A 25,838-nucleotide genomic window follows, 5' to 3' on the forward strand; every position below is an offset into this window, starting at 1 on the left:
ACTACAATACGGCCTCCGACGACATGGCGACTGCAATCCGATGACGAATTTTCAACGCCCCAGCGGCCGCACCGCCGACCAATTACGCCCGGTCACGATCGAACGCCGCTATACGCGCCATGCCGAAGGCTCGGTGCTGATCGCGTTCGGCGACACGCGCGTGCTGTGCACGGCCAGCGTCGAGGAAAAGGTGCCGCCGTTCCTGCGCGGCAAGGGCGAGGGCTGGGTCACGGCCGAGTACGGCATGCTGCCGCGCGCGACCAAGGAACGCACCCAGCGCGAAGCCGCACGCGGCGGCCAGGGCGGCCGCACGATGGAAATACAGCGGCTCATAGGTCGATCCTTGCGCGCATGCGTCGACCGCGCGGCGCTCGGCGAACGCACGATCACGCTCGACTGCGACGTGCTCCAGGCCGACGGCGGCACACGCACCGCGGCGATCACCGGCGCCTATGTCGCGCTGGTCGACGCGATCGGCGCGCTGACCAAGCGCGGCGCGCTGAAGAAGGCGCCGATCCTCGGTGCCGTCGCCGCGATCTCGGTCGGTATCTACCGCGGCACGCCGGTGCTCGATCTCGACTATCCCGAGGATTCCGCCTGCGACACCGATCTCAACGTCGTCATGAACGACGGCGGCGGTTTCATCGAATTGCAGGGCACCGCCGAAGGCCACGCGTTCCGCCGCGAGGAACTCGACGCGTTGCTCGGCCTCGCCAACAAGGGCATCGGCGAGTTGCTGCAGTTCCAGCAAGAGGCGTTGGCGCGTGCGTAAGATCGTTTTGGCGAGCAGCAATCCGGGCAAGCTCGCCGAGATTCGCGAGGTGCTCGCCGACAGCGGCATCGAACTCGTCGCGCAAGGCGAATTCGGCATAGGCGACGCCGAGGAAACCGGCACCACGTTCGTCGAGAATGCGCTGATCAAGGCGCGGCATGCGGCGCGGCTCTCCGGCCTGCCTGCGCTCGGCGACGACTCCGGCATCTGCGTTGACGTGCTCGGCGGCGCGCCGGGCCTGTACTCGGCGCGTTACGCCGGCACCCACGGCGACAATGCGGCGAATAATGCCAAGCTGCTGGCCACGCTGCGCGATGTAGCGGACAAGGAACGCACGGCGCACTTTCATTGCACCCTGGTCCTGCTGCGCAGCGCCGACGATCCCGCGCCGCTGATCGCCGAAGGCCTCTGGCGCGGGCGCATCCTGCACGCGCCGCAGGGCAGTCGGGGCTTTGGCTACGATCCCGTATTTTTCGATCCGGCGAATGGCCCCGCAGGCGAACTCGCGCCCGCGTTGAAGAACCGCATCAGCCACCGCGGCCTCGCGCTCGCGCGCCTGCGCGAGTTGCTCGACACAGAAAAGCGATGACGCTGCCGCCGCTCGCGCTCTACATCCACATCCCATGGTGCGTGCGCAAATGCCCGTACTGCGATTTCAATTCGCACAATGCGCCGGACGCCCTGCCGCAGCGCGAATACGTTGAGGCGTTGCTCGCCGACCTCGACCGCGATTTGCCACTGGCACAGGGCCGGCCGCTGCGCAGCATCTTCTTCGGCGGCGGCACGCCGAGCCTATTCTCGCCCGACAGCATTGCGCGCATCCTCGATGGCGCGAACGCGCGTCTCGCGTTCGCGCCGGGCATCGAAGTCACGATGGAAACCAATCCGGGCACGGTCGAGCACGGCGATTTCGCCGCGTACCGCCGCGCCGGCGTCAACCGCCTCAGCTTCGGCGTGCAGAGTTTCGACGACGCGGCGCTCAAGCGCATCGGCCGCATCCACGACGCGCAACAGGCCGAGCGCGCGATCAAGCGCGCGCAGGACGACGGTCTAAACAATCTCAATCTCGACCTGATGTACGCGCTGCCGCAACAGACGCTGGACGGCGCACTCGCCGACATCGACAAGGCGCTCGCGTTCGACACGCCGCACCTGTCGCACTACCAACTCACGCTCGAACCAAACACGCAATTCGCCGCGAATCCACCGCCACTGCCCGACGAGGACAGCGCCTGGGACATGCAGGAAGCCTGTCAGGCGCGCATCGCCGCGGCGGGCTTCGGCCACTACGAGGTGTCGGCCTACGCGCGAGCGGGCGGCGAAAGTGCGCATAATCTCAATTACTGGCATTTCGGCGACTATCTCGGCATCGGCGCCGGCGCGCATGGCAAGTATTCGAGCATCGATGAAAGCGGCGCATTGCAGGTGTGGCGGCGCTGGAAGGTGCGCGCGCCGCGCGGCTATCTCGAACATGCGAAATCGGAACGCGTGATTGGCGGCGACGATCCCGTGGCGGTCGAGCAATTGCCATTCGAGTTCATGCTCAACGGACTGCGTCTGACCGGTGGAATTCCGCTGACGGATTTTCATGCGACGACCGGGCTCGGCTCCGATGCAATTCGCCCGCAGGTCGAGGAAGCCCTGCGCCGCGGCTGGCTCGCGCCGCAAAGTGATCGGCTGCAGCCTACCGAATCGGGCCAGCGTTTCCTCAATGACCTGATCACGCTGTTTCTGCCGGAAAAGGGTGGTGAAACATGAGCGACATGGCACTCGAATTCGTGCGCATCGATTGCCCGTACTGCGGCGAAAGCTTCGAGACGCAGGTCGATCTGTCCGCGGGCTCGCAGAGCTATATCGAGGATTGCGCGGTGTGCTGCAGGCCGATCGAGATCGCCTTGCGGGTCAGCGACGAGGGCGAGTTGCTTGGCGTCGAGACGCGCACGGATCGGGAGTGACATAGCTTCCCTCGCGCGCGCGGAGAAGGAAAGCAACGCTTGCTTCGCTGGCGCCCGCTCCCTACACTGCGCGCCTCGCAGGTGCCCCGGATCAAGATCTCGGGGTGAAACGGGAAGCCGGTGTGATTCCGGCGCTGCCCCCGCAACGGTAAGCAAGTTCGAGTTCGATCACACGCCACTGTGCATGCACGGGAAGGCGATCGAACCTGGCGTCCAGACGCCGCTTGCAAGCCCGGAGACCGGCCTGCGTCGGGATCGCGTGCGATCCCACAGCTTGCGGCGTTGCGGTGGGCAACGGACGGGCGTATCGCGCGTCGTTCGCACGCCGCTACTCCTCTCCGAAACCTCCCGCGCCGCATCCCGGCGGGTGTGCTTTCGGAGTATAAAATGTCGCAAAAATCCCTTTTGTCCCTCGCCGTCGGTGCCGCACTTGCCGGCAGCTTCTTCCACGCCTCCACCGCGCGGGCGCAGGAAGCGCAATTGCAGCCTACGATCGAAGTCACCGCCTCGCGCGTCGCGCAGACGGTCGATGCGAGCCTCGCCGACGTATCGATCATCACGCGCGCCGACATCGAGAAGACCGGCGCGCCAGACCTGATCGAAGTGCTGCGCCTGCAGGCCGGCGTCGACGTCGCGCGCCTCGGCGGCGCGGGATTCCAGACCGGCGTGTTCCTGCGCGGCACCAATTCCAACCACGTGCTCGTGCTGATCGACGGCGTGCGCGTGGCCTCGGCGAACACCGGTGCGTTCGCATTCGAGAACCTGCCGCTGGACGCGGTCGAACGCATCGAGATCGTGCGCGGCCCGCGCGCGAGCTACTGGGGCTCGGACGCAGTCGGCGGCGTGATCCAGATTTTCACGCGCAAGCTCGACGGCGCGCACCTCGCCGCGAGCGTCGGCAGCTACGGCAGCGCGGACGGCAGCGTCGGCTATGGCATGCAGGGAGACACCTGGGGCTTCTCGGCACAGGCCGGCGGTCGCCATGTCGACGGTTTCTCCGCCTCGAACGTGCTTGCCGGTCCCTACGTCTACAACCCCGACGACAACCCGATGCAGAACCACAACCAGGTCGCGCAGGCCTGGTACAAACTCGGTACGCAGACCTTGTCGGCCAGCGCGTTCCGCAGCATCGGCACGCAGAGTTTCGACAACGGCCCGATCTTCGACAATGGCGGCGGCCCGGGAATTTCACACACGCTCGACCAGGCGATCGGCGTCAACCTCGAAGGCGCGCTCACGCCCGATTGGCAGCATCGACTTTCCGTCGGCACGACGCGCACAAACATCGATACACCCGCGTTCGGCTCGGCCTACCGTTCCACGCGCGAGCAGTTGTCGTGGACGAACGATTTCACGATCGCGGCGAACCAGCACCTCATCGCCGGCTTCGACTACGTGAACGACCGCGGCCGCAGCCTCGACACCTTCGGCGGCACGACGCAGTACGACAAGACGCGCGACAACAGCGGCGTCTTCGCCGGCTGGCGCGCGCAGGCCGATGCGCTCGACGGCGAAATCTCGGGCCGCTACGACCACAACAGCGATTTCGGCGGCGAGTTTTCCGGCTCGATCGCCGGCGGCTACCGTTTGAGCGACAGCCTGCGCCTGACCGCCAGCTACGGCACTGCGTTCAGCGCACCGACGCTGAGCCAGCTCTACTCGCCGGGCTACGGCGGCTACTACGCCGGTAATCCGCTGCTCGACCCGGAGCGCTCGCGCACGGGCGAGATCGGCCTCGAGTGGAAGATCGACGACGCCAACCGCTTCGACGCGCGTGCATTCAGCACGCGCGTGCGTGACCTGATCGATTTCTCCGGCGGTGCCACGTTCCAGGCGATCAACATCAACCACGCCTCGATCGACGGCCTGGAACTGACCCACAATTGGCGCGCCGGCGCCTACTCGTGGACGAACACGCTGACCTTGCAGGACCCGCGCAACGAGGACACCGACACACAACTGCTGCGCCGGCCCAAGCAGAAATTCAACAGCGTGTTCGATGCGCAACTCAGCGATGCGTTCAGCGCCGGAGCGGAACTCGTTTACGCCGGCCGCGCGGACGACTTCGGCGGCAAGCTCGGTGCCTACGCCATCGTCAATCTGCATGCGAGCTACGCGGTCAATCCGCAATGGCGCTTCGGTGCGCGCCTGGAAAACCTCGGCGACAGGAACTACCAGCTCGCGTATGGCTACAACACGCCGGGTCGCTCGGGATATCTCACGGTGAGCTGGTCTCCGGCGAAATAACTGCTCGTCATTCCGGCCTGGATTGCCGGACCGCAGTTGGCATCCATGCAGTCTGGGTCCCGGCATTCCTTGCCGGGACGACACGCGGGATTCCGCGTGTCGCTTGCGGCACAATACGCGCATACGAATCCGCGGATGCGCGTCATGACCGACCTTCTTGCCAAACTCTATCCCGACCATCTCGCGGCGTTGAAACAACGCAGCGACGCAGCGCTCGCGCGCGGCGGCCACGACCACCTCGTCATCGCCGCGGGCCAGCCGCGCATCCAGTTTCTTGACGATCGTCCGTATCCGTTCGCGGTCAATCCGCATTTCAAGCACTGGCTGCCGGTGACCAAGGCGCCGGGCTCGTGGATCGTCTATACGCCCGGGCAAAGGCCCAAACTCGTCTACCTGCAGCCGCACGATTATTGGCATGTCGTACCCGACGCACCGGCCGGCTACTGGGTCGAGCATTTCGAGATCGCGATCATCCGCGAGGCCGACGAAGCCAAGGCGCACCTGCCGAAAGATATCGCGCGCTGCGCGATCATCGGCGAAGACAGTGCCGCGATCGGTGAATACCTGCCGAACAATCCCGAGAGCGTGCTCAACTACCTGCATTGGCACCGCGCCTACAAGACCGACTACGAGCTCGGCATGATGCGCGTCGCTTCCAAGCTCGGCGTGCGTGCGCACCGTGCAGCGGAAGCGGCTTTCCGCAACGGCGCGAGCGAATACGACATCAACACGGCCTACCTCAACGCCGTGCACGAGACCGAAAACGAGCTGCCCTACACGAACATCATCGCGCTCAACCAGCATGGCGCGGTACTGCACTACATGGACCTCAACCGCGCGCCGCCGGCACACTCGAATTCGTTCGTGATCGACGCGGGCGCAAGCTTCCATGGCTATGCCTCCGACATCACGCGCACCTATGCCGCGAAGCAAGCCGGCGAATTCCAGGCGCTGATCGACGCAGTCGATTCGGCACAGAAAAGTTTCGTGGAAAAAGTGCAGAAGGGCACGAACTACGCCGACCTGCACCTGCATGCGCACCATGCCCTCGCCGGCATCCTGCGCGACCAGGGTTTTATCCGCATGAGTGCCGAAGCCGCCGTGGCGTCGGGCGTGTCGAGCGCGTTCTTCCCGCACGGGCTCGGCCATCCGATCGGCCTGCAGGTACACGACGTCGGCGGCTTCCAGAAGGACGAAGGCGGCGGCACGATTGCGAAGCCGCCGGGCCATCCCTACCTGCGCATGACGCGCACGCTCGAGCCGCGCATGGTCGTGACGATCGAACCCGGCCTCTATTTCATCGACATGCTGTTGGCCGAACTGAAGGCCAAGCCCGAGGCCAAAGACGTCGCCTGGGACAAGGTCGACTACTTCCGCCAGTACGGCGGCATCCGTATCGAGGACGACGTGGCCTGCGGCGAAACGATGCCGGAAAACCTGACGCGCGATGCGTTCTCGGCGGTCTAGAACCGTCAATTCACGCAAACTCTTTCACATTTTTCGGCTTCGAAACGACCGCAAGGGCATCATTTGCCCTATCGAAAAATAGTTGCCGTGATAGCCGGCACCTGTCTTTGACGCTTTCTTAGGATTGCAGCGGCATACTCACGCTGTGTCCCTCCCCACAGAAGAAATTACGTCATGGCTCACGCGCCTGCGCCTCCACAGCATGATGTGAAGAACCTGACGCTGAGTCGCCGCGAAGTACTCCGGCGCATCTCGCTCGGCGCATTGATGAGCATCGGCGCGCCATGGGCGATGAATCGCGCCTTGGCCGTATCGCCGTCTCTGCGCGGCAGTTGCGGCCGTGAGCTGACACCCACGCAGGGTGGCGCGCGCGCACCCTGTCTCGACCAACCGCCACGCGTCAATCCGCGAGCGGACTACGTTCCTGCAGTCGCCGATCCCTGGACCGGCAGCAAGATTGTCATTGACTCGATCGTCTCGTTCGCCGCGATCAATCCGGAAATCGCGCCGTTCGCCATCGTGATCGGCGGGTTGCTCAGCTGGCTCTGGCCGCAATCCTCGCCCACGCCGGGCCAGACCGCCGACGATATCTGGAAGTTGATCAAGGACAAGGTGCAAGCGCTGATCGACCAATCAATCTCGACCGCATTCAACGACCTCTACCAGAGCTTGGCCAAGAACGAGATCGCGTCGCTGAAGGACCTGATCTATGGCCTCGACGGCTACCAAATGCACGTGCGCAACTTGACCCGGTATCTCGCGCAGCCGGTGTCGGATCCTGCGCGCGCCGCCAACATCGAGGCGGAGCAGAGAGACATCCAGCGCCGGGCCAACGACGTTCAGAAATTCATGGAGACCAATCTGCGCACGTTCGGCGGCCTGAACTCGACGGTTCCCGCTTGGACCATGCTGCCATTTTACGTGCAAGCGACCAATCTGTACTTTGGCGTGCTCCACGACGTGTTGCTGCATGGCGACCAGTACGGGTTTGCAGCGACGGACCTGAATACCTTCCTCGGTCTTTGGCAGGCCGCGCTTAAGCAGGACACGAAGAATCCTAATTTGGCGTTCGACTGCTATGCCTACGCTTCGACGACGCTGCAGGCGGCACTCGACGGCTTCGAGCAGGACTACCAAGCGCGACGCTCGACAAGCTTCGCCGAATGGTACCCGGCGGATTTCGACGACAGCTACCGCAACGCCCACGCGGCGTTGAAGTGCCTGCAGTGGTCCGACAAGAATGTACAAAACGATAAGAACAGCCAGCTGACGATCACGGTGGCGGATTTCCTGCACATCTGGGCGAAATATCCACTGGACCCATTGAACGTTCCCGTCCCCCTGCCGCCTGTCGTCCTCGATCGCGTGCTCTGGTCCGGCCCGCATGGCGTCCCGGAGGGCCACGACATCGGCTTCTTTTGGGAGGAACACAACAACGGCCACAACGACTACGTCCAAGTTCCCGTGGTCCCGTTTCCGTCGGGCCATCCATTCCCCGATGTTCCTCCCCCTCCCGCCGTTCCCGATGGCCACCTGACCGGAATTTCCATCGATTTCACTTTCAATGCCGGTTATGAATGGCGCACCATAAATACTTGCACCAATTATCATGGTGGAGATCAACCGATATTGAATGGGGTTGATTTCAAAATCGCGTTCCCCGCCAGCAATCCGATAGTCAAGGTGGTGTTGCATGCTTGCGACTTCGCCTATGCGGGCAACTTCTGCACGGCAGGACTGTTTGTTGCCGCCCTCGGATTCGTATTCGCGGACAATAGCCAGAGTGTGGCTGGAAATAGTTACCAAACGATTGTCCCCGCTGGCTGGGGCATCTACGACAATTTCACTGTCGAGAAATACTTCGACGGACACGCGCTCTGCTTCATCGATGTGACTTCGCGCCTGTCCGGCTTGTGGACCAACGACGGCGATGCCGGCCTGCAATCGGCAGGCAGCCTGAGGCTCGCCTTCCGCCTCGTCGATCCGACCCTGAAGCCATCATTCCAACAACTCGCCAATTTGTACGTCACCAGCGCGTCGGCGTTGACGGTCGAGCAGATCGCCGCCCTCGGACACCACATCTATCGCAGCAAGGGACAGGAGCTGTCCGAGGCGGAAGCAGCCTCCATGCAAAAAGAGATCGCCGACCACATCGCACGTGAGCGGCTCGATCTGCGCCGCGAGGAATTCTGGAATCGCAACACGGCGATGACGTATTGAGGGCCGCGAACAGCGCTCTCGATCGCGCTGACAAGATCCCCATCTCATTTTCACCGCAGAAAAAACTATGATCACCCTACTCACTTCGGCTTGCCGAACACAGACTTTCCGCGCCGGCATGCTGCGTATCACATGCGTGGCGGCGATAGCGCTCGCAGCCACTGGCTGCGCGAACCTCGCCCACGCGGATGCACAGGCTGTGGCCTGCGCGGCCGATTCTCCTGTGGTTCCGAACGAGTTTTCCGGCATCGACATACCCGCAGCGCAGATCGATGCCGCCGTCGGTCAGGTCGATGCGCTCGCGCAGAAGCTGATGACTTCGAGCGGCGTCCCCGGCATGGCTGTCGCCGTCGTGCGCGACGGCAAGACCGTATTTGCAAAAGGCTACGGCGTGCGCAGCCTCGACACCGGCGTGCCAGTCGATGCCGACACAGTGTTCCAGCTCGCCTCGATGTCCAAATCGATCGGCGCGACCGTGGTCGCGCACCAGGTCGGCGCCGGCGTGGTCGCCTGGGACACGCGCATGCAGAAACTGATGCCGGCATTCAAATTGTCGGAGTGGTATGCGACGAACAACGTCACCCTCGGCGATCTGTACGCGCACCGCTCGGGCCTGCCCGAACACATCGCCGATTTCCTCGAAGATCTCGGCTTCAATCGTGCGCAGATGCTCGACAAGCTGCGCTACGCACCGCTCGCGCCGTTCCGCGCGCACTACGCCTACACGAATTTCGGCATGACCGCCGCGGCCGCAGCGGTCGCCGCCGCGAGCGGCAGCGACTGGGCCACGCTGTCGCAGCAGGCGCTGTATGCGCCGCTCGGAATGAACTCGACCAGTTCGCGCTACGCCGATTTCCTCGCGCGTGCGAACCGCGCGGTCGGCCATGTCAAGGACGGCAGCCGCTTCGTCGTCACGCCGTCGCAGCGCGATCCCGACGCGCAGTCGCCCGCGGGCGGCGTCAGTTCCAGCATCAACGATGTCGCGCGCTGGATGAACATGGTGCTCGCCAACGGCTGCGCGAACGGCACGCAACTGATCGCGGGTGCGGCGTTGCTGTCGGCGATCTCGCCGCAGGTCGTTGCCGCCGCACCGCCGAATCCGCGCTCGCGCGCGTCGTTCTATGGCTACGGCTTCAACGTCGGCGAGTCCGGCGCGGGTCGCGTCGTGCTGACGCACTCGGGCGCGTTCGCGCTCGGCGCGGCGACGGCGTACACGCTGATTCCGTCGGCCAACATCGGCATCGTCACGCTGACCAACGCGTTGCCGACCGGCGCGCCGGAAACCTTGAACGCCGAATTCGCCGACCTCGTCCAGTTTGGCCGCATCACCCTGCCGTGGGACGAGTTGTATGCGGGCGCGTTCAAGGGAATCCTCGCGCCGACCGGCGAGCATGCCTGCGCGCCGAAGCTCGACGGCGGATTCGATTGTCCCGCGCCGCCGGCCGACGCCGTACCCGCACAGCCGCTCGCGCGCTATGCCGGCAGCTACGCGAGCGACTTCTATGGACCGGCAGAAATTCTCGTCGCCGGCAGTGCGCTCAAGCTGCGCATCGGCCCGCAGAACATGACCTTCGACCTGAGCCACTGGTCCGGGGACGAATTCCTGATGACCCCGCCCGGCGAAAGCGCGATGCCCGGTTCGCGCTCGACGGTCGCGTTCGCCGACGGCACGATGACGATCGAGTACATGAATGCGGGAGACGAAAAAGGCCTCGGCGTGTTCCGCAGCGCGCGCCGGCCGCAGCCGTGACGGAGGCAGCGACGCGCTGCTCACGGAGGTCCGCTGCTCGCCGGCGCAGCACGCTGCACAAAGAATCCCGCACTCGCTAACGTTCGTTTACCGCGCCACAGTAAACGGCTTGCGCGAGGCGGCGTTGTATCCGCTGTGGCCATAGCCACCCTTTCCCACAACGGAGAACACCATGTCACGCACCCTCTTTTTCGCCCTGCTCGCCGCACTGGCCGCGGCGCCGTTCGCTGCATTCGCGCAATCGAACGGCACGAACACCGCCACGGCCGCCACGCACCCCTCACCGTTCGCGCACATGCTGAAGAAGATGGACAGCGACAGCGACGGCAAGATCTCGTCGGCGGAATTCCAGGCCGCAGCCGCGGCGCGCTTCGCAGCCATTGACACGCAAGGCGCCGGCAAGATCACGGCTGCGCAGATCGCCGCCGCGCACGGCGCTGGCGAACGCGGCGAGAAGTTCGCCGATCGCGAAGTGGCCAAGGTCGGCAGCGACGGCACGATCACCAAGGACCAGTACCTCGCCGCCGCGCAGGCCCGCTTTGCCAAGCTCGACAAGAACGGCGACGGCTTCATCACCTCCGACGAGGTGCCGGCCGGTCGCTGGGCGAAGAAGGACGGCGCGCAGCCTAAATAAGCGGCACGCGGAAAACGGTTTCAGCCTGGGGCCGCGCAAGCGGCCCTTTTTTCACTCCGTCAAACAATGGGTTTGTCACAAGCGATCGCGGTTTCGTCGCAGACCGCATTACATCCGCGATGTGCGCGGCTATGCTGCGCCCCAATCGGTTTCGATGGAACTTCGCGGTCATGGCAGGTCTTCTCTTCATCGGGCGCACGGCGCTAGTCTGGTTCATCGCGGCATTGGCCGTGACGGCACTCTGGCACATCGTCGGCTTTCCGCACATCCGTCCTCTCGACTGGCTGTTCGCCGTCGCGGTCATCGGCTTCGTGACGGCGAAGGTCATCCACGCGATCGCGCATCTGCGCCGTGTGCAGCTGATCAAGGGACGCATCGATGCGGACGCGCTGAGCCAGCGCCAACGCCGCCAGATCGAGATTCCGTTCGACACCGCCGAAGCATTCGCGATCGTGGATGCCTCGATCCGCGAACTGCCGAACATCAGCATCGACGAAAGCACTCGCGACAGCCTCAACCTGCGCGCGCACATCGAAAAGCCGGTCGCGCCCAAGGCCTACATGTTCGCCGGCATCGACTTCGGTTTCCTCGTCGTGCGCCGCCACCAGATTCTCGCCACGCTGACGCCGGCGAACGGCACCAGCAGCGCGCTGCTGATCTGCGAGGCAGCAGGCGGCATCTTCAGTGACTGGCTGCAGTTCGACGACGGCTCTAACCTCGAAAACGCGGAAGCGCTGACGCGCGCGATCACGCGCCGCATCGCCGAGCGCCGGCGCGGCGAGCAGGCCAGCGCGCAGCAGACCAGCACGGAGAAGGAACTCGCCGTGGCCAAGCTCAATCTGCTGCACGCGCAGATCGAACCGCATTTTCTCTACAACACCCTGGCGAACGCGCAGATCCTCACGCGCACCGATCCCGCGCGTGCCGACGAAATGCTCGGCAACCTCATCGCCTACCTGCGCTCTTCGATGCCGCGCCCCGAGAACGCGCCGTCCACGCTCGGCGAGGAACTCGAGCGCTCGCGCGCCTATCTGGAAATCCTGCGCATCCGCATGGGCGATCGGCTCAAGCTGCAGATCGAAGTGCCGGAAAGCCTCAAGTCGGCAGCGTTCCCGGCAATGATGCTGCAAACCCTGGTCGAGAACGCGATCAAGCACGGCCTCGAACCGAAGTACGGCGGCGGCACGATCTGGATTCTCGCGCGCGAGAACGCGGGCCAGCTCACCGTCACCGTCGCCGATGACGGCCAGGGTTTCAACGCGCAATCGAGCGGCACGGGCATCGGCCTGAAGAACGTGCGCGAACGCCTGAAGCTCGCCTACGGCACGGCGGCATCGTTCGTGATCGCGGCAAATTTCCCCAACGGTGTCGCGGCGACGATCACGGTGCCGATTTCGACGGACGCCGCCGCAACGGGAGCGAACCATGCCTAAGTGCGTCGTCGCCGAAGACGAACCGCTGCTGCGCGAGTCGCTTGTCGGCCTGCTGCGCGAAGTCTGGCCGCAGCTCGACATCGTCGCCGAGTGCGAGGACGGCGGCGAGGCGCTGGAAGCAATCGCCGAGCATCAGCCCGATGTTGCTTTTCTCGACATCCGCATGCCGGGGCTGACCGGGCTCGAAGTCGCCGCGGCCAGCGCCGACGCGAGTCCGCAAACGCAGATCGTCTTCGTCACTGCTTACAACCAGTACGCGATCGATGCCTTCGACAAGGGTGCGGTCGATTACCTGTTGAAACCGATCGCGCGCGATCGCCTCGCCGCAACGGTCGCGCGCCTGCAGGCACGCAGTGCAAGCGACGCGGGCGCGCTTGCTGCGGTCATCCGCCAGCTCGGCATCGTGCCACACGTGGCCGACAAGCCGCCGCTGGTCTGGATCACCGCGAGCACGGGCAAGGAAACCAAGCTGATCCTGGTCGACGACGTGGCCTATTTCCAGGCTGACAACAAGTACACAGTCGTGATGACCAAGGACGGCGAAGCACTGCTGCGCACGCCGATCCGCGAGCTGCTCGGCCTGCTCGATCCGACCGTGTTCAAGCAGATCCACCGCGCGACCATCGTCAACCTCAAGGCGATCGCCTCGATCGTGCGCGACGACACCGGCCGCGGCACGGTGAAGCTGAAGACGCGGCCGGAGACGCTGACCGTGAGTCAGCCGTTCATGACCCTGTTCCGTTCGATGTAACGCTCCCTACCGAGATCCGACCATGCGCCCGATAGCCTTCATCGCCACGCTGCCCCTGATCCTCGCCGGTTGCAACTATGCGCCCAGCACCTCGATCACCACGACGACGGTCAACGGCGTCGATGTGCTCGACTCGGCCATTCGCGAATCGACGCCGGGCATTACCCAATTCGCCTGCAACGAGAGCGCGAGCGGACATTGCTACTACGCGGTGTTCACGAGCGACTGCCACGACGACGGCAAGGATGCGCGCGCAAGCACCTGCACGACGCACCGCATCGCGGATTTCACCCTTGCCAAGGGCGAGTCAAAGTCGCTTAGCGGCCTGCCCGCCAGCTACAAGCACTGCGTCGCGCGTACGATGCCGACGCCCCCGTATTGCGCAACGGCAACGCAAGGCGGATAGGCGGCAAACCGGATGCGCGCCCGATAGCTCACCGCAGCAGCAGCCACGCGGCTTGCCTGTTCCGCGAACAGGGTTCGGCATGTGATGCCGCTCGCAGTAGCCGGAAAGGGATCGAGTCGGCCATTCTTTTCCAAAAGGTTACGACTCATGCGCCTGGCTTCGCTCCTCGCAACAATGCTGTTCGCATCGACTGCCTTCGGCCAGCCCTCAACCACGCACGAGCGCGGCAGGATAGATGCCTTCGTGCAGAAAGAAATGCGGGAACGCCACATCCCCGGGATGCAGGTGGCCGTAGTCCAGCACGGGAAGCTGGTCCTGACGCGCGCCTATGGCCTCGCGGATGTCCAACATTCCATTCCTGTGACCCCGAGAACGCCGTTTTCGATTGCATCCATCACCAAGGCCTTTACCGGGGTGGCTGTCATGCAACTCGTGGAGGAAGGAAAGCTGGATCTCGATGCACCGGTTTCGCGATACCTCGACAACCTCCCCCTGTCGTGGCGGCCGGTGACGCTGCGCCAGCTGCTGACGCACGTTTCCGGCATACCCGACATCGTTGATCAAAAGAGCGGAAAACTCGTGCGGGACAGCGACCCGGAGGCCTTTGTCAGCGAAGCCAATACCTTGCCTATGGAATTCGCTCGCGGGGAGAGATTCAGCTACAACCAGACGAATTATCTGCTTCTCGGCAAAATCATCGAAAAAGCCGGCGGCCAACCGTTCGTGCAGTTCGTGACTCGCAGGCAATTCGATGTCGCCGATATGCGAAACACCCAATTCGGCGGCTTCTCGGACATCATCAAGGATCGAGCCCAGCCTTATACGCTGCAGCGCATCGCCACCGGCAACGGCGATGCGGACGTGCCGATGAATATTTTCTACGAATCGGTGCCTGCCCTACTGCCCGCGAACGGGATCAACACTTCTGCCGAGCAAGTCGCCAACTGGATCATCGCTCTCCAGCACGGGCGATTGCTAAGAAAGGAAGGCAGTCTGAGCACGATGTGGACGCCCGGCGTACTCAACAACGGATCCCATGGCGGTTTTGGAGGGCCCCTGAACGGCTACGCGTTGGGCTGGCCGGTGATCGTCCGTACCGCGCACAAAGCCGTGGCGCCGATCGGAGGAAATTGGTCCGCGTTTTTCATCTACCCGGACGACGATCTGTCCGTGGTGATTCTGACCAACTTGCAGGGTTCCCATCCCGAGGCCTTCGTCGACGAGGTGGCCGGCTATTTCGTTGCGGACATCCGCGATGCGGTTGGCTTCGGCGTACCCCGCCTCATCCGCGAGCTCGAAGGCGAGTTGACGAAGGCAGGCTTCGACCATGCCCTCGACATCGTCAACGATTCCCGACACGCGGCGGCAAAGAATCAGTTGCGCGAGGAAGATGTCAACGCCTGGGGATACAGGCTGCGCGGACAGGGGCGGCAGGCTCAGGCCCTGGAAATATTCAAACTGAATGTCGTTCTGTTCCCGCAGAGCGCCAACACCTACGACAGCTTGGCCGACGCGTACGAAGGACTCGGCGAGCAGAGCCTGGCCATCGACAACTACAGGCGGTCACTGGCATTGAATCCCAAAAATCGGAATGCCGCGGAGCGCCTGAAGGCTCTCGGATCCGGCCCTGCCGAATAGCGGCGCGCGGTTCCGCCACTACACGCGCCCTTGGAGCTTTTGCTCCAGCCAATCGGGTAAAATCGCCTTCCCCTCCGCTACGCCTGCGTACGGAACCCACCAGGGAAGTCAGCACTCGATGAAAATTCTTGTCGGCTACAAGCGCGTCGTCGATTACAACGTGCGCATCCAGGTCAAGCCGGACGGTTCCGGCGTTGTCACGGAAGGCGTCAAGCTGTCGGCCAACCCGTTCGACGACATCGCGCTCGAAGAAGCGCTGCGCCTGCGGGAGAAAGGCATCGCGAGCGAAGTCGTCGTCGCCACGATCGCGCCGGCCGACGCCCAGGCGCATCTGCGCAACGGCCTCGCCATGGGCGCGAACCGCGCGATCCATGTCGTCACGGGAGATGCCGTGCAGCCGCTCACCGCGGCGCGCGTGTTTCTCAAGCTGATCGAGAAGGAACAACCGCAGATCGTGATCCTCGGCAAGCAGGCGATCGACGACGACTGCAACCAGACCGGGCAGATGCTCGCCGCGCTGTGGGACCGGCCGCAGGCGACGTTCGCCTCGAAGGTCGAAGTATCCGGCAACGCGGCCAAGGTCACGCGCGAAGTCGACGCGGGCCTGGAAACGATCGAAGTCGATCTGCCTGCGGTGATCACCACCGACCTGCGCTTGAACGAGCCGCGCTTCATCAAGCTGCCGGACATCATGAAGGCCAAGTCCAAGCCGCTGGAGACGCTGCAACTCGCCGATCTCGGCGTCGCCTCGGGCGATACGCTGAAGACCACGAACTACGCGCCGCCGGCCAAGCGCAGCAAGGGCGTGATGGTGAAGGACGCCGCCGAACTCGTCGCGGCGCTGAAAACCAAAGGACTCCTGTGATGAGCAAAGTTCTGATTATTGCCGAACACCTGAACGGCAAACTCAATCCGAGCACCGCACGCTGCGTGAGCTGCGCGCAGGCGATCAAAGCGGACAGCATCGACGTCCTCGTGCTCGCCGATACGCCTGACGCCATCGGCGCGGAAGCGGCCAAGATCCAGGGCGTATCGAAAGTCCTGACAGTTGCCAATCCGGTGAACGCGCATGCGCTCGCGGCGATCTATGCGCCGCAGATCGTCGCAGCCGCGAAGAATGGTTATACCCACGTGCTCGCACCGTCGACCACGTTCGGCAAGGACGTCGCGCCGCGCGTCGCCGCGTTGCTCGGGGTAGCTCAAGTCAGCGACATCATAAGCGTGGTCGATGCGCACACATTCACGCGCCCGATTTACGCAGGCAACGCGATCATCACCGTGCAAGCGCCGGCGGACCAGATTCTCGTCGCGACCGTGCGTACGGCGTCGTGGCCGGCCGCTGCGAATGGCGGCAACGCGCCGATCGAGGCGCTCACCGTCGGCGTCGAATTGCCGAGCCACACGCGCTTCGTCGAACTTGCGCAGGGGTCGAGCGAACGCCCGGATCTGCAGAGCGCCTCCAAGGTCGTCTCCGGCGGTCGCGGCGTCGGTTCGGCGGAGAACTTCGCGATCATCTTCAAGCTCGCCGACAAGCTCGGCGCGGCCGTAGGCGCCTCGCGCGCCGCGGTCGATGCGGGCTACGTGCCGAGCGACCTGCAGGTCGGCCAGACCGGCAAGATCATCGCACCGCAACTGTACATGGCGATCGGCATTTCCGGCGCGATCCAGCATCTGACCGGAATCAAGGACGCCGGTACGATCGTCGCGATCAACAAGGACGCCGAGGCGCCAATCTTCGAGATCGCCGACATCGGCCTCGTCGGCGACCTGTTCAAGATCATTCCGGAACTCGAAGCGGCGTTGGGTTGATCGATCCCGCCGCGGGTCGAGAACCCGGGACGGCGCGCGAAGCCCACTGCTGGCAAAGCGTGGGCGCGGCGGCTTGTGTCCGGCGTTCACGTTCGATCGTGCGTACGCTGCGAAAAAACCGTTCGGCAACATGATGTGAGACGCCAGGGTTCCCTGCGCTGATTTATAATCGGTGCCAGCCAGGCCACTGCATAGGGAATGTCGCTTGAACACCCAACGCCCCATCTGGGAACCGAGCAAGGAGCGCATCGAACGCGCGAACCTGTCCCGTTTCATCCGCTTCGTGCAGACCGAGCACAAGGCGCAGGTCGAGGACCACTACAGCCTCTACGACTATTCGATCCGCCAGCCGGAGGCGTTTTGGCGCGCCGTGTGGGAATTCTGCGGCATCCGCGCCTCGGGCGACTTCGACCAGGTGCTCGTCGACGCCGACAAGATGCCCGGCGCGCGTTGGTTTCCCGGTGTGCGCCTTAACTTCGCCCAGAACCTGCTGCGCTACAAGGATGACCGTGTCGCCCTGGTTGCGCGCAACGAATGGGGACACAAGCGCGAGTTCACCTACGCGCAGTTGCACGAGGAAGTCGGCAAGCTCGCGCATGCGTTGCGCGAAGCCGGCGTCGCTGCCGGCGATCGCGTCGCCGGCTTCATGCCGAACATCCCCGAAACCGTGATCGCGATGCTCGCGGCGACTTCGCTCGGCGCAACCTGGTCGTCTTGCTCGCCCGACTTCGGCATCAACGGCGTCGTCGACCGCTTCGGCCAGATTGCGCCGAAGGTGCTGTTCACGGCGGACGCCTATCCGTACGGCGGCAAGAGCTTCGACTGTCTCGCCAAGATCCGCGACGTGCTCGCACAGATTCCCTCGGTCGAGAAGCTCGTCGTCGTGCCATATTCGGGCGCGGCGCTCAAACTCGACGGCATCGCCAATGCAGTCGCCTGGTCGGACTTCCTCGGCGACGAAGCGCGCGAGCTCGAATTCACACCGACGGCGTTCGACCACCCGCTCTACGTGATGTATTCCTCCGGCACCACCGGCGTGCCGAAATGCATCGTGCACGGCGCCGGCGGCACGCTGATCCAGCACCTGAAGGAACTCGTGCTGCACACGGATCTCAAGCGCGAAGACAAGATCTTTTATTACACCACCTGTGGCTGGATGATGTGGAACTGGCTCGTGTCGAGCCTCGCCGTCGGCGCGACACTCGTGCTCTACGACGGCTCGCCGTCCCATCCCGACGCGACGGCGCTGTGGGACCTGATCGACGAAGTCGGTATCAGCGTATTCGGCACGAGCGCGAAATGGATCGCGGCGAGCGAAAAGGCCGGAATCAAGCCGCGCGAATCGCACAAGCTGATCACGCTGAAGACGATCCTCTCGACCGGCTCGCCGCTCGCCGACGAGAGCTTCGACTATGTTTACCGTGACGTGAAGGAGCGCCTGCTGCTCGCCTCGATCTCGGGCGGCACCGACATCATTTCCTGCTTCGCGCTCGGCAGCCCGCTGCTGCCGGTGTACCGCGGCGAATTGCAATGCCGCGGCCTCGGATTGAAAGTCGAGATACTCGATGACGACGGCAAACCGCTGCGCGGCGAGAAAGGCGAGCTCGCCTGCACCGCGCCGTTCCCGTGCATGCCAGTCGGCTTCTGGAACGACCCGGACGGATCGAAGTATAAAAATGCCTATTTTTCCAAAGTGGAAAATGTCTGGTGTCACGGCGACCATGCTTTATTGACCGAGCACGACGGCATCGTCATCTACGGCCGCTCCGACGCGGTGCTCAACCCGGGCGGCGTGCGCATCGGCACGGCTGAGATCTACCGCCAGGTCGAGCAGCTGCCCGAGGTGCTCGAGTCGATCGCGGTCGGCCAGGAGTGGGACAGCGACGTGCGTGTGATTCTGTTCGTGCGCCTGCGCGAGGGCTTCACCCTCGACGATGCGCTGCGCGAACGCATCAAGAAGCAGGTCCGCACGAACACGACACCGCGTCACGTGCCAGCGAAGATCCTGCAAGTGGCCGACATCCCGCGCACGATCTCGGGCAAGATCACTGAGATCGCGGTGCGCGAAACGATTCACGGTCGGCCGGTGAAGAACACCGATGCGCTGGCCAACCCGCAAGCACTGAAATTGTTCGAGGCATTGCGCCCGCAACTGCAGGAAATGTCCTCGTAATGGAAGCCATCGCTGGGGCGGAGGATTGGCTCGCCCGACGAAACTGGGCAGCCTGGTTCCTGGCTTTCACGGCATCGGCACTCGTTCTGGCCCTGCGCGCACCGGACAGCCTTGTCCATCCGCAATTCTGGGCAGAGGACGGGAGCGTATTCTTCGCCGATCAACTGCATCACGGCGCTCCTCGACTGTTCCTGCCCTATGCGGGGTACCTGCTTCTGATTCCGCGCGCGGTTGCATGGATCGCGTCAGCCTTCTCGGCCTTCTACGCACCGGCCATCTACAGTTACTCCGCCCTTCTCATTGGCGCGGCGAGCATCGCCAGCCTGCGCGAGATGCGCCTGGGCCTCGGTGGCTTTGCCTTCCTACTCGCACCTTTCGCATTGACGCCCACAAACGGCGAGGTATTCGGAACCCTGACGAACGTGCAGTGGTTCACCCAGTTCTATGAAATCGTCGTGGTCAGCCGTTTCATCGATGGCAGGCCGCCGGCAAACACTTGGCGCGCGGGGGCGGCGACTATCCTCGCCGGGTTGACCGGTCCGTTCTGCGTGTTCGCCTCTGCAGCCGCCGCGATCGGCTGGCTTTGGATCTGGCGCGTCGGACAGCGTGGTGCCTCCTCGCCGTGGTCGCGATTGCGTTCGCCCGCTGCTTATGGCGTCGGAATCCTGATGCTATGCAGCTTCGTCCAGTTGTGGGTGATGCGAAACGGTGCTGAGGATACGCATGCCACGTTTGCGCAGTGGATCGGCGGTGTCGATATCATGTTCGCAGCGCTGCAATCCCATTTCTTCGGCCACAGACTGATGTGGGACAGTGTTTTCCTTGCGATCGTGACGATCGTCGTCGCGGCCAGCCTCATCTGGATTCCGCTTGCCGGCGGAGACCGTGCCACCCTTGCCTGCATCCTTGTATTCGTTCTCGCCGGCTTTCTCGCCGCTGGCATCAAAGCCCACAATCCGGCCCTGATCTGGACGGAAATCGTTTTCGGCGACCGCTACTTCTTCGCGACCAAGATATTCATATGGTGGTGTGTGGCCGCCGCGCTTGCACTGATTTTGCGTCGCGGTCCCGGCGTTCGACTCGCAACGCTTACGCTCTTGCTCGGCGCCAGTGTCGTATACGCAAATTCCTCGCTGCAGCGTGCGCCCATGCAGAACAAGAACTGGGGGCAATTCGCAAGACAGATCGACAACGGCGAGGCGGTGACAGTCCCCATCAATCCGAATTGGCAAATGAGTTTGCCGGCACGCAAACCGCCGTCATTCGAGCAATGAAGGCTACTGCCAGCCGCGCAGCCACTCAGGATCGATAGCGCTGGAGTGGCCACCGCAACTCTCGCCGGAATCCGGCGATCTTCAAGCCAGAAATCACTCCGGCACACGATCGTCGTTTAGAATTGCACGAACCCCACGACTTCGCCTCGCGCGCATGCACGACCAGGCCTTTCCTCTCTGCGTCGATCTCGACGGCACCTTGATCCGCTCTGACCTGCTGATCGAGTCGACGCTCGGGCTCGTGCGGCGCAATCCGCTCAACATCCTGCGCTGCGGCGTTTGGCTGCTGCGCGGCAAGGCGGCAATGAAACGCGAGATCGCCGCACGCAGCGAAATCGATGTTGCCCTGCTGCCCTATGACGAACGTGTCGTCGCGCGGCTGCGCGAGTCGACTCGGCACCGCGTGCTCTGCACTGCTTCCGACCGCAAATACGCGGAGGCTGTTGCCGCGCACATCGGCGTGTTCGATGAGGTGATTGCCAGCGACGGCGAGCACAATCTTGCCGGCGCGAACAAGGCGCATGCACTCGTCGAACGCTACGGCGAACGCGGCTTCGACTATGCTGGCAACGCCACGCCGGATCTCAAAGTGTGGCGTTCCGCACGGCGCGCGATCGTCGTCAACGCCTCCGCTGGTCTCGCGGCCAGTGCCGCCGCGGTAACCCAAGTCGATGAGGTACTGCCGCGTGAAGGCGGTGGCTTGCGCGTGTGGTTCAAGGCATTGCGCCTGCACCAGTGGTTGAAGAATCTGCTCGTGTTCCTGCCGCTGCTCGCCGCGCACAAGCTGTTCCAGTTCGACGCGGCGTTGCTGTCGCTGCTCGCCTTCGTCGCGTTCGGCCTGTGTGCGTCGGGCGTCTATGTGCTCAACGATCTGCTTGATCTCGAGTCCGACCGCAATCATCCGCGCAAGCGCCTGCGCCCGTTCGCAGCCGGCACATTGCCGCTCGCATCGGGCCTCGTCGCCGCGCCGCTGCTGACGATCGCCGCATTCGTGGTGGCGCTCGCGGTCGGGGCGAAATTCGCGCTCGTGCTGTTCGGTTACTGGCTGCTAACGCTAGCCTATTCGTTCCGCCTCAAGCGCATCGCGATGCTCGATACCATCGTGCTCGCCGCACTGTATACGCTGCGCATCATCGCCGGCACCGCGGCGATCCACTCGGCGCTGTCGTTCTGGCTACTGGCCTTCTCGATGTTCCTATTCCTGAGTCTGGCCCTGGTCAAGCGCTACACCGAGCTGCAGAGCCTGGTTCAGCAAGGCCGCGATCGCACCGATGGACGCGGCTATGAAGTGGATGATCTCGGCCTCATCGCCTCGCTCGGCGGCTCCAGCGGCTATCTCGCCGTGCTCGTGCTCGCGCTCTACATCAACAGCGCCGCGAGCGAGGCGCTGTATCGGCATCAGCAGGTGCTGTGGCTGCTGTGCCCATTGCTGCTGTACTGGGTCAGCCGCGTCTGGTTCAAGGCGCATCGCGGCTTGATGGACGACGATCCGATCGTGTTCGCGCTGACCGATTACGTCAGCCGCGTCGTGCTCGTGCTGTGCGCTGTCGTGATCGTCGCGGCGATCTGATGTCTGCGATCGGTACATCCTGGGGCCGCTATCCGCATGCGCGGCAGGCCGTCGTGCCGCTGCACTGGCGCGATGCCGCGCTGCCGTCGACTGAAGGCAATATGCTGCCTTATGGCAACGGCCGCAGCTACGGCGACGTCTGCCTCAATGATGGCGGCACGCTTCTGCACACGCGCGGACTCGACCGCTACATCGCCTTCGATCCGGCCAGCGGCATCCTGCGTTGCGAGGCCGGCGTGCTGTTCGCCGATATTCTGGACTTCGCCGTGCCACGGGGCTGGTTCCTGCCGGTGACGCCGGGCACGCGCTTCGTCACCGTCGGCGGGGCGATCGCCAACGACGTGCACGGCAAGAATCATCACGGCGCAGGCACGTTCGGCGAGCATCTGCTGCGCTTCGAGCTGTTGCGCTCGGACGGCACGCGCATCGAGTGCAGTCCGACGCAACATGCGGATTTGTATAGCGCGACGATTGCCGGCCTCGGCCTGACCGGCGTCATCGTCTGGGCAGAGTTCCGCCTGTTGCGTATCGCCAGCCCATGGATGGCGCAGGAGACGCGGCGCTTCGCCAACCTCGGCGAATTCTTCGCCCTATCCGCGCAGTCCGAACGCGACTACGCCTACACCGTCGCCTGGATCGACTGTGCCGCGAGCGGCGACAGCTTCGGTCGCGGCCTGTTCTTCCGTGCCAATCACGCACCGGTCACGGCTGCGACGCGCACGCCGCGGCAGCGCCGGCTCGCCGTGCCGTTCACACCGCCGTTTTCGCTGATCAATGGCCTGAGCCTGCGCGCGTTCAACGAGCTGTACTTCCGCCGCGCGCGCGAAGGCAATGCGATAGTGCACTACGAGCCGTACTTCTATCCGCTCGACGCGGTAGGCGAGTGGAATCGCATTTACGGCCCGCGCGGATTTCTGCAGTACCAGTGCGTGGTGCCTCCGGCGGCAGCGGAAGCGGCGGTCACCGAATTGCTCAAGCGCATCGCGGCGAGCGGCACCGGCTCGTTCCTGGCAGTGCTCAAGGTCTTCGCCGATCGCGCGCCAGCAGGTATACTTTCATTCCCGCGCGCCGGCACGACGCTGGCGCTGGATTTCCCCAATCGCGGCGCAGCGACGTTCTCGCTGCTCGACCGGCTCGACGACATCGTCGCCGCAGCCGGTGGCGCCGTGTATCCAGCCAAGGACGCACGCATGAGCGGCGTGCGTTTTCGTCAATATTTTCCGCACTGGCAATCCATGCTGCCGCGGATCGACCCCAAGTTTTCCTCCGGATTCTGGCGTCGGGTAATGGAATGAGTTCATGAAAAAAATCCTGATCATCGGCGCCACATCGGCGATCGCCGAAGTCACCGCGCGCATCTTCGCCGCGCGCGGCGAGGCGTTGTTCCTTGTCGCGCGCAATGCCGAACGGCTGCAGGCAATCAAGGCCGATCTCGACGTGCGCGGCGCCGTGCGCACCGCGACCGCGACGCTCGACGTCGCCGATGTCGCCGCGCAGCAGGCGATCATCGACCAAGCCGAACGCGAGCTCGGTGGCCTCGATATCGTATTGATCGCGCACGGCACACTGTCGGATCAGGGCGAGTGTGAGAAATCCGTAGCCGCGCTGCGCCGCGAATTCGAAGTCAACGCATTGTCTACCATGGCGCTGCTTACGATATTGGCGAACACATTTGAAGCACGCAGGACCGGTACGCTCGCGGTGATTTCCTCGGTCGCTGGCGACCGTGGGCGCCAGAGCAACTATGTCTACGGCGCCGCCAAGGCCGCCGTGACGGCGTTTCTTTCGGGCCTGCGCCAGCGTTTGGCGAAATCGAATGTCGACGTGCTGACGATCAAGCCCGGTTTCGTCGATACGCCTATGACCGCGAACGTCGCGAACAAGGGCGCGCTGTGGGCCAAGCCCGATGCTGTGGCCGCGGGCATCGTGCGCGCAATCGACAAGCGCCGCAACGTAGTTTATCTGCCCGGGTTCTGGGCGCTGATCATGCTCGTGATCAAGCATATTCCGGAAGCGATCTTCAAGAAATTGAAGCTGTGACGAACCGCATCATATGATCGCCAAGGACGCAAAAATCGTTCTGACCGGAGCCGCCGGCCTGGTCGGGCAGAACCTCGTCGTTGAACTGAAGGCGCAGGGCTACACCAACCTCGTCGCGATCGACAAGCACGAGTACAACCTCGGCATCCTGCGCCGGCTGCATCCGGACGTGCAGGCGATCCTCGCCGATGTCGCCGAGCGCGGCGAGTGGCAGTCGAGCTTCGACGGCGCTGCCTGCGTCGTGCAGTTGCACGCGCAGATCACCGGCAAGCAAGCCGAAATCTTCGTGCGCAACAACATCGACGCGACGCGCGTCGTGCTCGACGCAGTGAAACGCTACGACGTGCCCTATCTCGTGCACATATCTTCGTCGGTCGTGAATTCGGTCGCGAACGACGACTACACGAACACGAAGAAGGCACAGGAAAAACTCGTCATCGAATCTGGCATCACGCATTGCGTGCTGCGTCCGACACTGATGTTCGGCTGGTTTGACCCCAAGCATCTGGGCTGGCTGTCGCGTTTCATGGCGAAGACGCCCGTGTTTCCGATTCCCGGCGATGGCAAGTACATGCGCCAGCCGCTGTACGAGCGCGATTTTTGCCGCTGTATCGCCAGATGCATCGAGACGCAGCCCGACGGCGCGGTCTACGACGTTTGCGGCGACACGCGCATCGATTACGTCGACATCATCCGCACGATCAAGCGCGTCAAGCGGCTGCACACACTGATCGTGCATATCCCCTATTCGCTGTTCCGTTTCCTGCTCAAAGTCTATGCGCTGTTCAGCGGCAAGCCGCCTTTCACTGCTGACCAGCTCGAGGCGCTCAGTGCCGGTGACGAGTTTCACGGCGTCGATACGCGCGCGACGTTTGGTGTCGTGCAAACGCCATTCGAAGACGCCGTAAGCGAAAGCTATTGCGATCCGCGTTACAGCGGCGTGGTATTGCGCCGCTGAACGACCCGAACGTGTCCATCTGGAGGTAATCACATGACAGAGCACGGAGCCGATCTGGAAAAGCTATATGATCAACGCTTTCCCGAGAAGGAATTGGCTCAGAAACACGCAATCTGGGAGGTATTGTGCAAGCACTTCTTCCAGCGATTTGTCGATCCGTCGGCGACCGTTGTCGACGTCGGTGCGGGCTACTGCGAATTCATCAACAATATCCGCGCCGCGCACAAGATCGCCGTGGACCTGAATCCGGATGTGCGGCGTTTCGCGGGAGCCGAGGTTCAGGTGATGAATGCCCCGTGCACGGCAATCAGCCAACTCGACGCCGAGAGCGTCGACATTGTTTTCATGAGCAATTTCCTCGAGCATCTGCCGAGCAAGCAGCTCGTTCTCGACACATTCCGCGAGGCCTCACGCATCCTGAAAACCGGCGGCAAGATCATTGTGCTGCAACCCAATATCCGCTTCCTTCCCGGCGAATATTGGGATTTTTTCGATCACCACACCCCGCTGACCGACCGCAGTCTCGTCGAAGGCTTACAGTTGGCAGGATTTGAAGCGGAGACTGTCCATCCGCGGTTCCTGCCGTACACCACGAAAAGCCGTCTGCCGAAGGCTGCCTGGTTGGTCGGGCTATACCTCCGTGTGCCGCTGGCTTGGCGCTTTCTCGGCAAGCAGGCATTGGTCGTTGCGGTGAAGCGCCCACAGTCCGCGCCGAGCAACGGACAGCGGAGCTGACCGGTT

At 63.6% G+C, this 25,838-nt stretch carries 22 protein-coding genes and 1 riboswitch; all 22 genes read left to right on the forward strand.

Features of this window, described 5'->3' with window-relative positions:
* Nucleotides 1-40: 40 nt before the first annotated feature.
* Nucleotides 41-772: a ribonuclease PH gene (rph, locus tag F455_RS0101815; protein WP_018971548.1), complete on the forward strand. Its 732-nt coding sequence runs from the start codon at nucleotides 41-43 to the stop codon at nucleotides 770-772.
* The gene (rdgB, locus tag F455_RS0101820; protein ID WP_018971549.1) at nucleotides 765-1,361 is read left to right on the forward strand and encodes an RdgB/HAM1 family non-canonical purine NTP pyrophosphatase; all 597 of its coding nucleotides are present in this window, start codon (nucleotides 765-767) and stop codon (nucleotides 1,359-1,361) included. Before rph ends, rdgB begins: the two co-directional genes overlap by 8 nt.
* Nucleotides 1,358-2,530 (forward strand): radical SAM family heme chaperone HemW, encoded by a 1,173-nt coding sequence (gene hemW / locus F455_RS0101825; RefSeq protein WP_018971550.1) that lies wholly within the window; start codon nucleotides 1,358-1,360, stop codon nucleotides 2,528-2,530. Before rdgB ends, hemW begins: the two co-directional genes overlap by 4 nt.
* Nucleotides 2,527-2,727 carry a CPXCG motif-containing cysteine-rich protein gene (locus tag F455_RS0101830; RefSeq protein WP_018971551.1) on the forward strand — a complete coding sequence of 67 codons (201 nt, stop codon included), beginning with the start codon at nucleotides 2,527-2,529 and terminating at the stop codon, nucleotides 2,725-2,727. Before hemW ends, F455_RS0101830 begins: the two co-directional genes overlap by 4 nt.
* A 62-nt stretch (nucleotides 2,728-2,789) precedes the next feature.
* Nucleotides 2,790-2,989: riboswitch (cobalamin riboswitch) on the forward strand.
* 125 nt (nucleotides 2,990-3,114) lie between these two features.
* A complete protein-coding gene (locus F455_RS0101835; protein WP_018971552.1) occupies nucleotides 3,115-4,974 on the forward strand; it encodes a TonB-dependent receptor domain-containing protein in 1,860 nt (619 codons plus the stop codon).
* A gap of 144 nt (nucleotides 4,975-5,118) precedes the next feature.
* On the forward strand, nucleotides 5,119-6,441 hold the full coding sequence (gene pepQ, locus F455_RS0101840) for a Xaa-Pro dipeptidase (RefSeq protein ID WP_026292972.1): 1,323 nt from the start codon (nucleotides 5,119-5,121) through the stop codon (nucleotides 6,439-6,441).
* 267 nt (nucleotides 6,442-6,708) lie between these two features.
* Nucleotides 6,709-8,661, forward strand: coding sequence for a hypothetical protein (locus tag F455_RS0101845; protein ID WP_157578376.1), 1,953 nt, complete (start codon nucleotides 6,709-6,711; stop codon nucleotides 8,659-8,661).
* Between the two features lie 118 nt (nucleotides 8,662-8,779).
* Nucleotides 8,780-10,411, forward strand: a complete 1,632-nt coding sequence (locus tag F455_RS0101850) for a serine hydrolase (RefSeq protein ID WP_018971555.1) — start codon at nucleotides 8,780-8,782, stop codon at nucleotides 10,409-10,411.
* A 172-nt stretch (nucleotides 10,412-10,583) separates the two neighbouring features.
* Nucleotides 10,584-11,045 (forward strand): EF-hand domain-containing protein, encoded by a 462-nt coding sequence (locus tag F455_RS19385; RefSeq protein WP_018971556.1) that lies wholly within the window; start codon nucleotides 10,584-10,586, stop codon nucleotides 11,043-11,045.
* Between the two features lie 170 nt (nucleotides 11,046-11,215).
* On the forward strand, nucleotides 11,216-12,478 hold the full coding sequence (locus F455_RS0101860; protein ID WP_211212273.1) for a histidine kinase: 1,263 nt from the start codon (nucleotides 11,216-11,218) through the stop codon (nucleotides 12,476-12,478).
* On the forward strand, nucleotides 12,471-13,229 hold the full coding sequence (locus F455_RS0101865; protein ID WP_018971558.1) for a LytR/AlgR family response regulator transcription factor: 759 nt from the start codon (nucleotides 12,471-12,473) through the stop codon (nucleotides 13,227-13,229). Before F455_RS0101860 ends, F455_RS0101865 begins: the two co-directional genes overlap by 8 nt.
* A 22-nt stretch (nucleotides 13,230-13,251) precedes the next feature.
* Nucleotides 13,252-13,635, forward strand: coding sequence for a hypothetical protein (locus F455_RS21730; protein ID WP_018971559.1), 384 nt, complete (start codon nucleotides 13,252-13,254; stop codon nucleotides 13,633-13,635).
* A 147-nt stretch (nucleotides 13,636-13,782) separates the two neighbouring features.
* A complete protein-coding gene (locus F455_RS0101875) occupies nucleotides 13,783-15,273 on the forward strand; it encodes a serine hydrolase (protein ID WP_026292973.1) in 1,491 nt (496 codons plus the stop codon).
* Nucleotides 15,274-15,391: 118 nt separating this feature from the next.
* Entirely contained in the window at nucleotides 15,392-16,138 is a 747-nt protein-coding gene (locus tag F455_RS0101880) for an electron transfer flavoprotein subunit beta/FixA family protein (RefSeq protein WP_018971562.1), read from the forward strand.
* Nucleotides 16,138-17,082 carry an electron transfer flavoprotein subunit alpha/FixB family protein gene (locus F455_RS0101885; protein ID WP_018971563.1) on the forward strand — a complete coding sequence of 315 codons (945 nt, stop codon included), beginning with the start codon at nucleotides 16,138-16,140 and terminating at the stop codon, nucleotides 17,080-17,082. The genes F455_RS0101880 and F455_RS0101885 overlap by 1 nt, the downstream gene beginning before the upstream one ends.
* A 205-nt stretch (nucleotides 17,083-17,287) precedes the next feature.
* Nucleotides 17,288-19,255, forward strand: a complete 1,968-nt coding sequence (locus F455_RS0101890) for an acetoacetate--CoA ligase (protein WP_018971564.1) — start codon at nucleotides 17,288-17,290, stop codon at nucleotides 19,253-19,255.
* A complete protein-coding gene (locus F455_RS0101895) occupies nucleotides 19,255-20,529 on the forward strand; it encodes a hypothetical protein (protein WP_018971565.1) in 1,275 nt (424 codons plus the stop codon). Before F455_RS0101890 ends, F455_RS0101895 begins: the two co-directional genes overlap by 1 nt.
* Before the next feature lie 154 nt (nucleotides 20,530-20,683).
* On the forward strand, nucleotides 20,684-22,099 hold the full coding sequence (locus F455_RS0101900; RefSeq protein ID WP_018971566.1) for a UbiA family prenyltransferase: 1,416 nt from the start codon (nucleotides 20,684-20,686) through the stop codon (nucleotides 22,097-22,099).
* Nucleotides 22,099-23,394 carry an FAD-binding oxidoreductase gene (locus F455_RS0101905; protein WP_018971567.1) on the forward strand — a complete coding sequence of 432 codons (1,296 nt, stop codon included), beginning with the start codon at nucleotides 22,099-22,101 and terminating at the stop codon, nucleotides 23,392-23,394. The genes F455_RS0101900 and F455_RS0101905 overlap by 1 nt, the downstream gene beginning before the upstream one ends.
* Nucleotides 23,395-23,398: 4 nt before the next feature.
* Nucleotides 23,399-24,139: an SDR family oxidoreductase gene (locus tag F455_RS0101910; RefSeq protein WP_018971568.1), complete on the forward strand. Its 741-nt coding sequence runs from the start codon at nucleotides 23,399-23,401 to the stop codon at nucleotides 24,137-24,139.
* Between the two features lie 13 nt (nucleotides 24,140-24,152).
* On the forward strand, nucleotides 24,153-25,097 hold the full coding sequence (locus tag F455_RS0101915) for an NAD-dependent epimerase/dehydratase family protein (RefSeq protein ID WP_018971569.1): 945 nt from the start codon (nucleotides 24,153-24,155) through the stop codon (nucleotides 25,095-25,097).
* Nucleotides 25,098-25,130: 33 nt separating this feature from the next.
* Entirely contained in the window at nucleotides 25,131-25,832 is a 702-nt protein-coding gene (locus F455_RS0101920) for a class I SAM-dependent methyltransferase (RefSeq protein ID WP_026292974.1), read from the forward strand.
* The last annotated feature ends 6 nt before the right edge of the window (nucleotides 25,833-25,838 follow it).

The sequence above is a fragment of the Rudaea cellulosilytica DSM 22992 genome (assembly GCF_000378125.1).
In the GTDB taxonomy this organism is placed as follows: domain Bacteria; phylum Pseudomonadota; class Gammaproteobacteria; order Xanthomonadales; family Rhodanobacteraceae; genus Rudaea; species Rudaea cellulosilytica.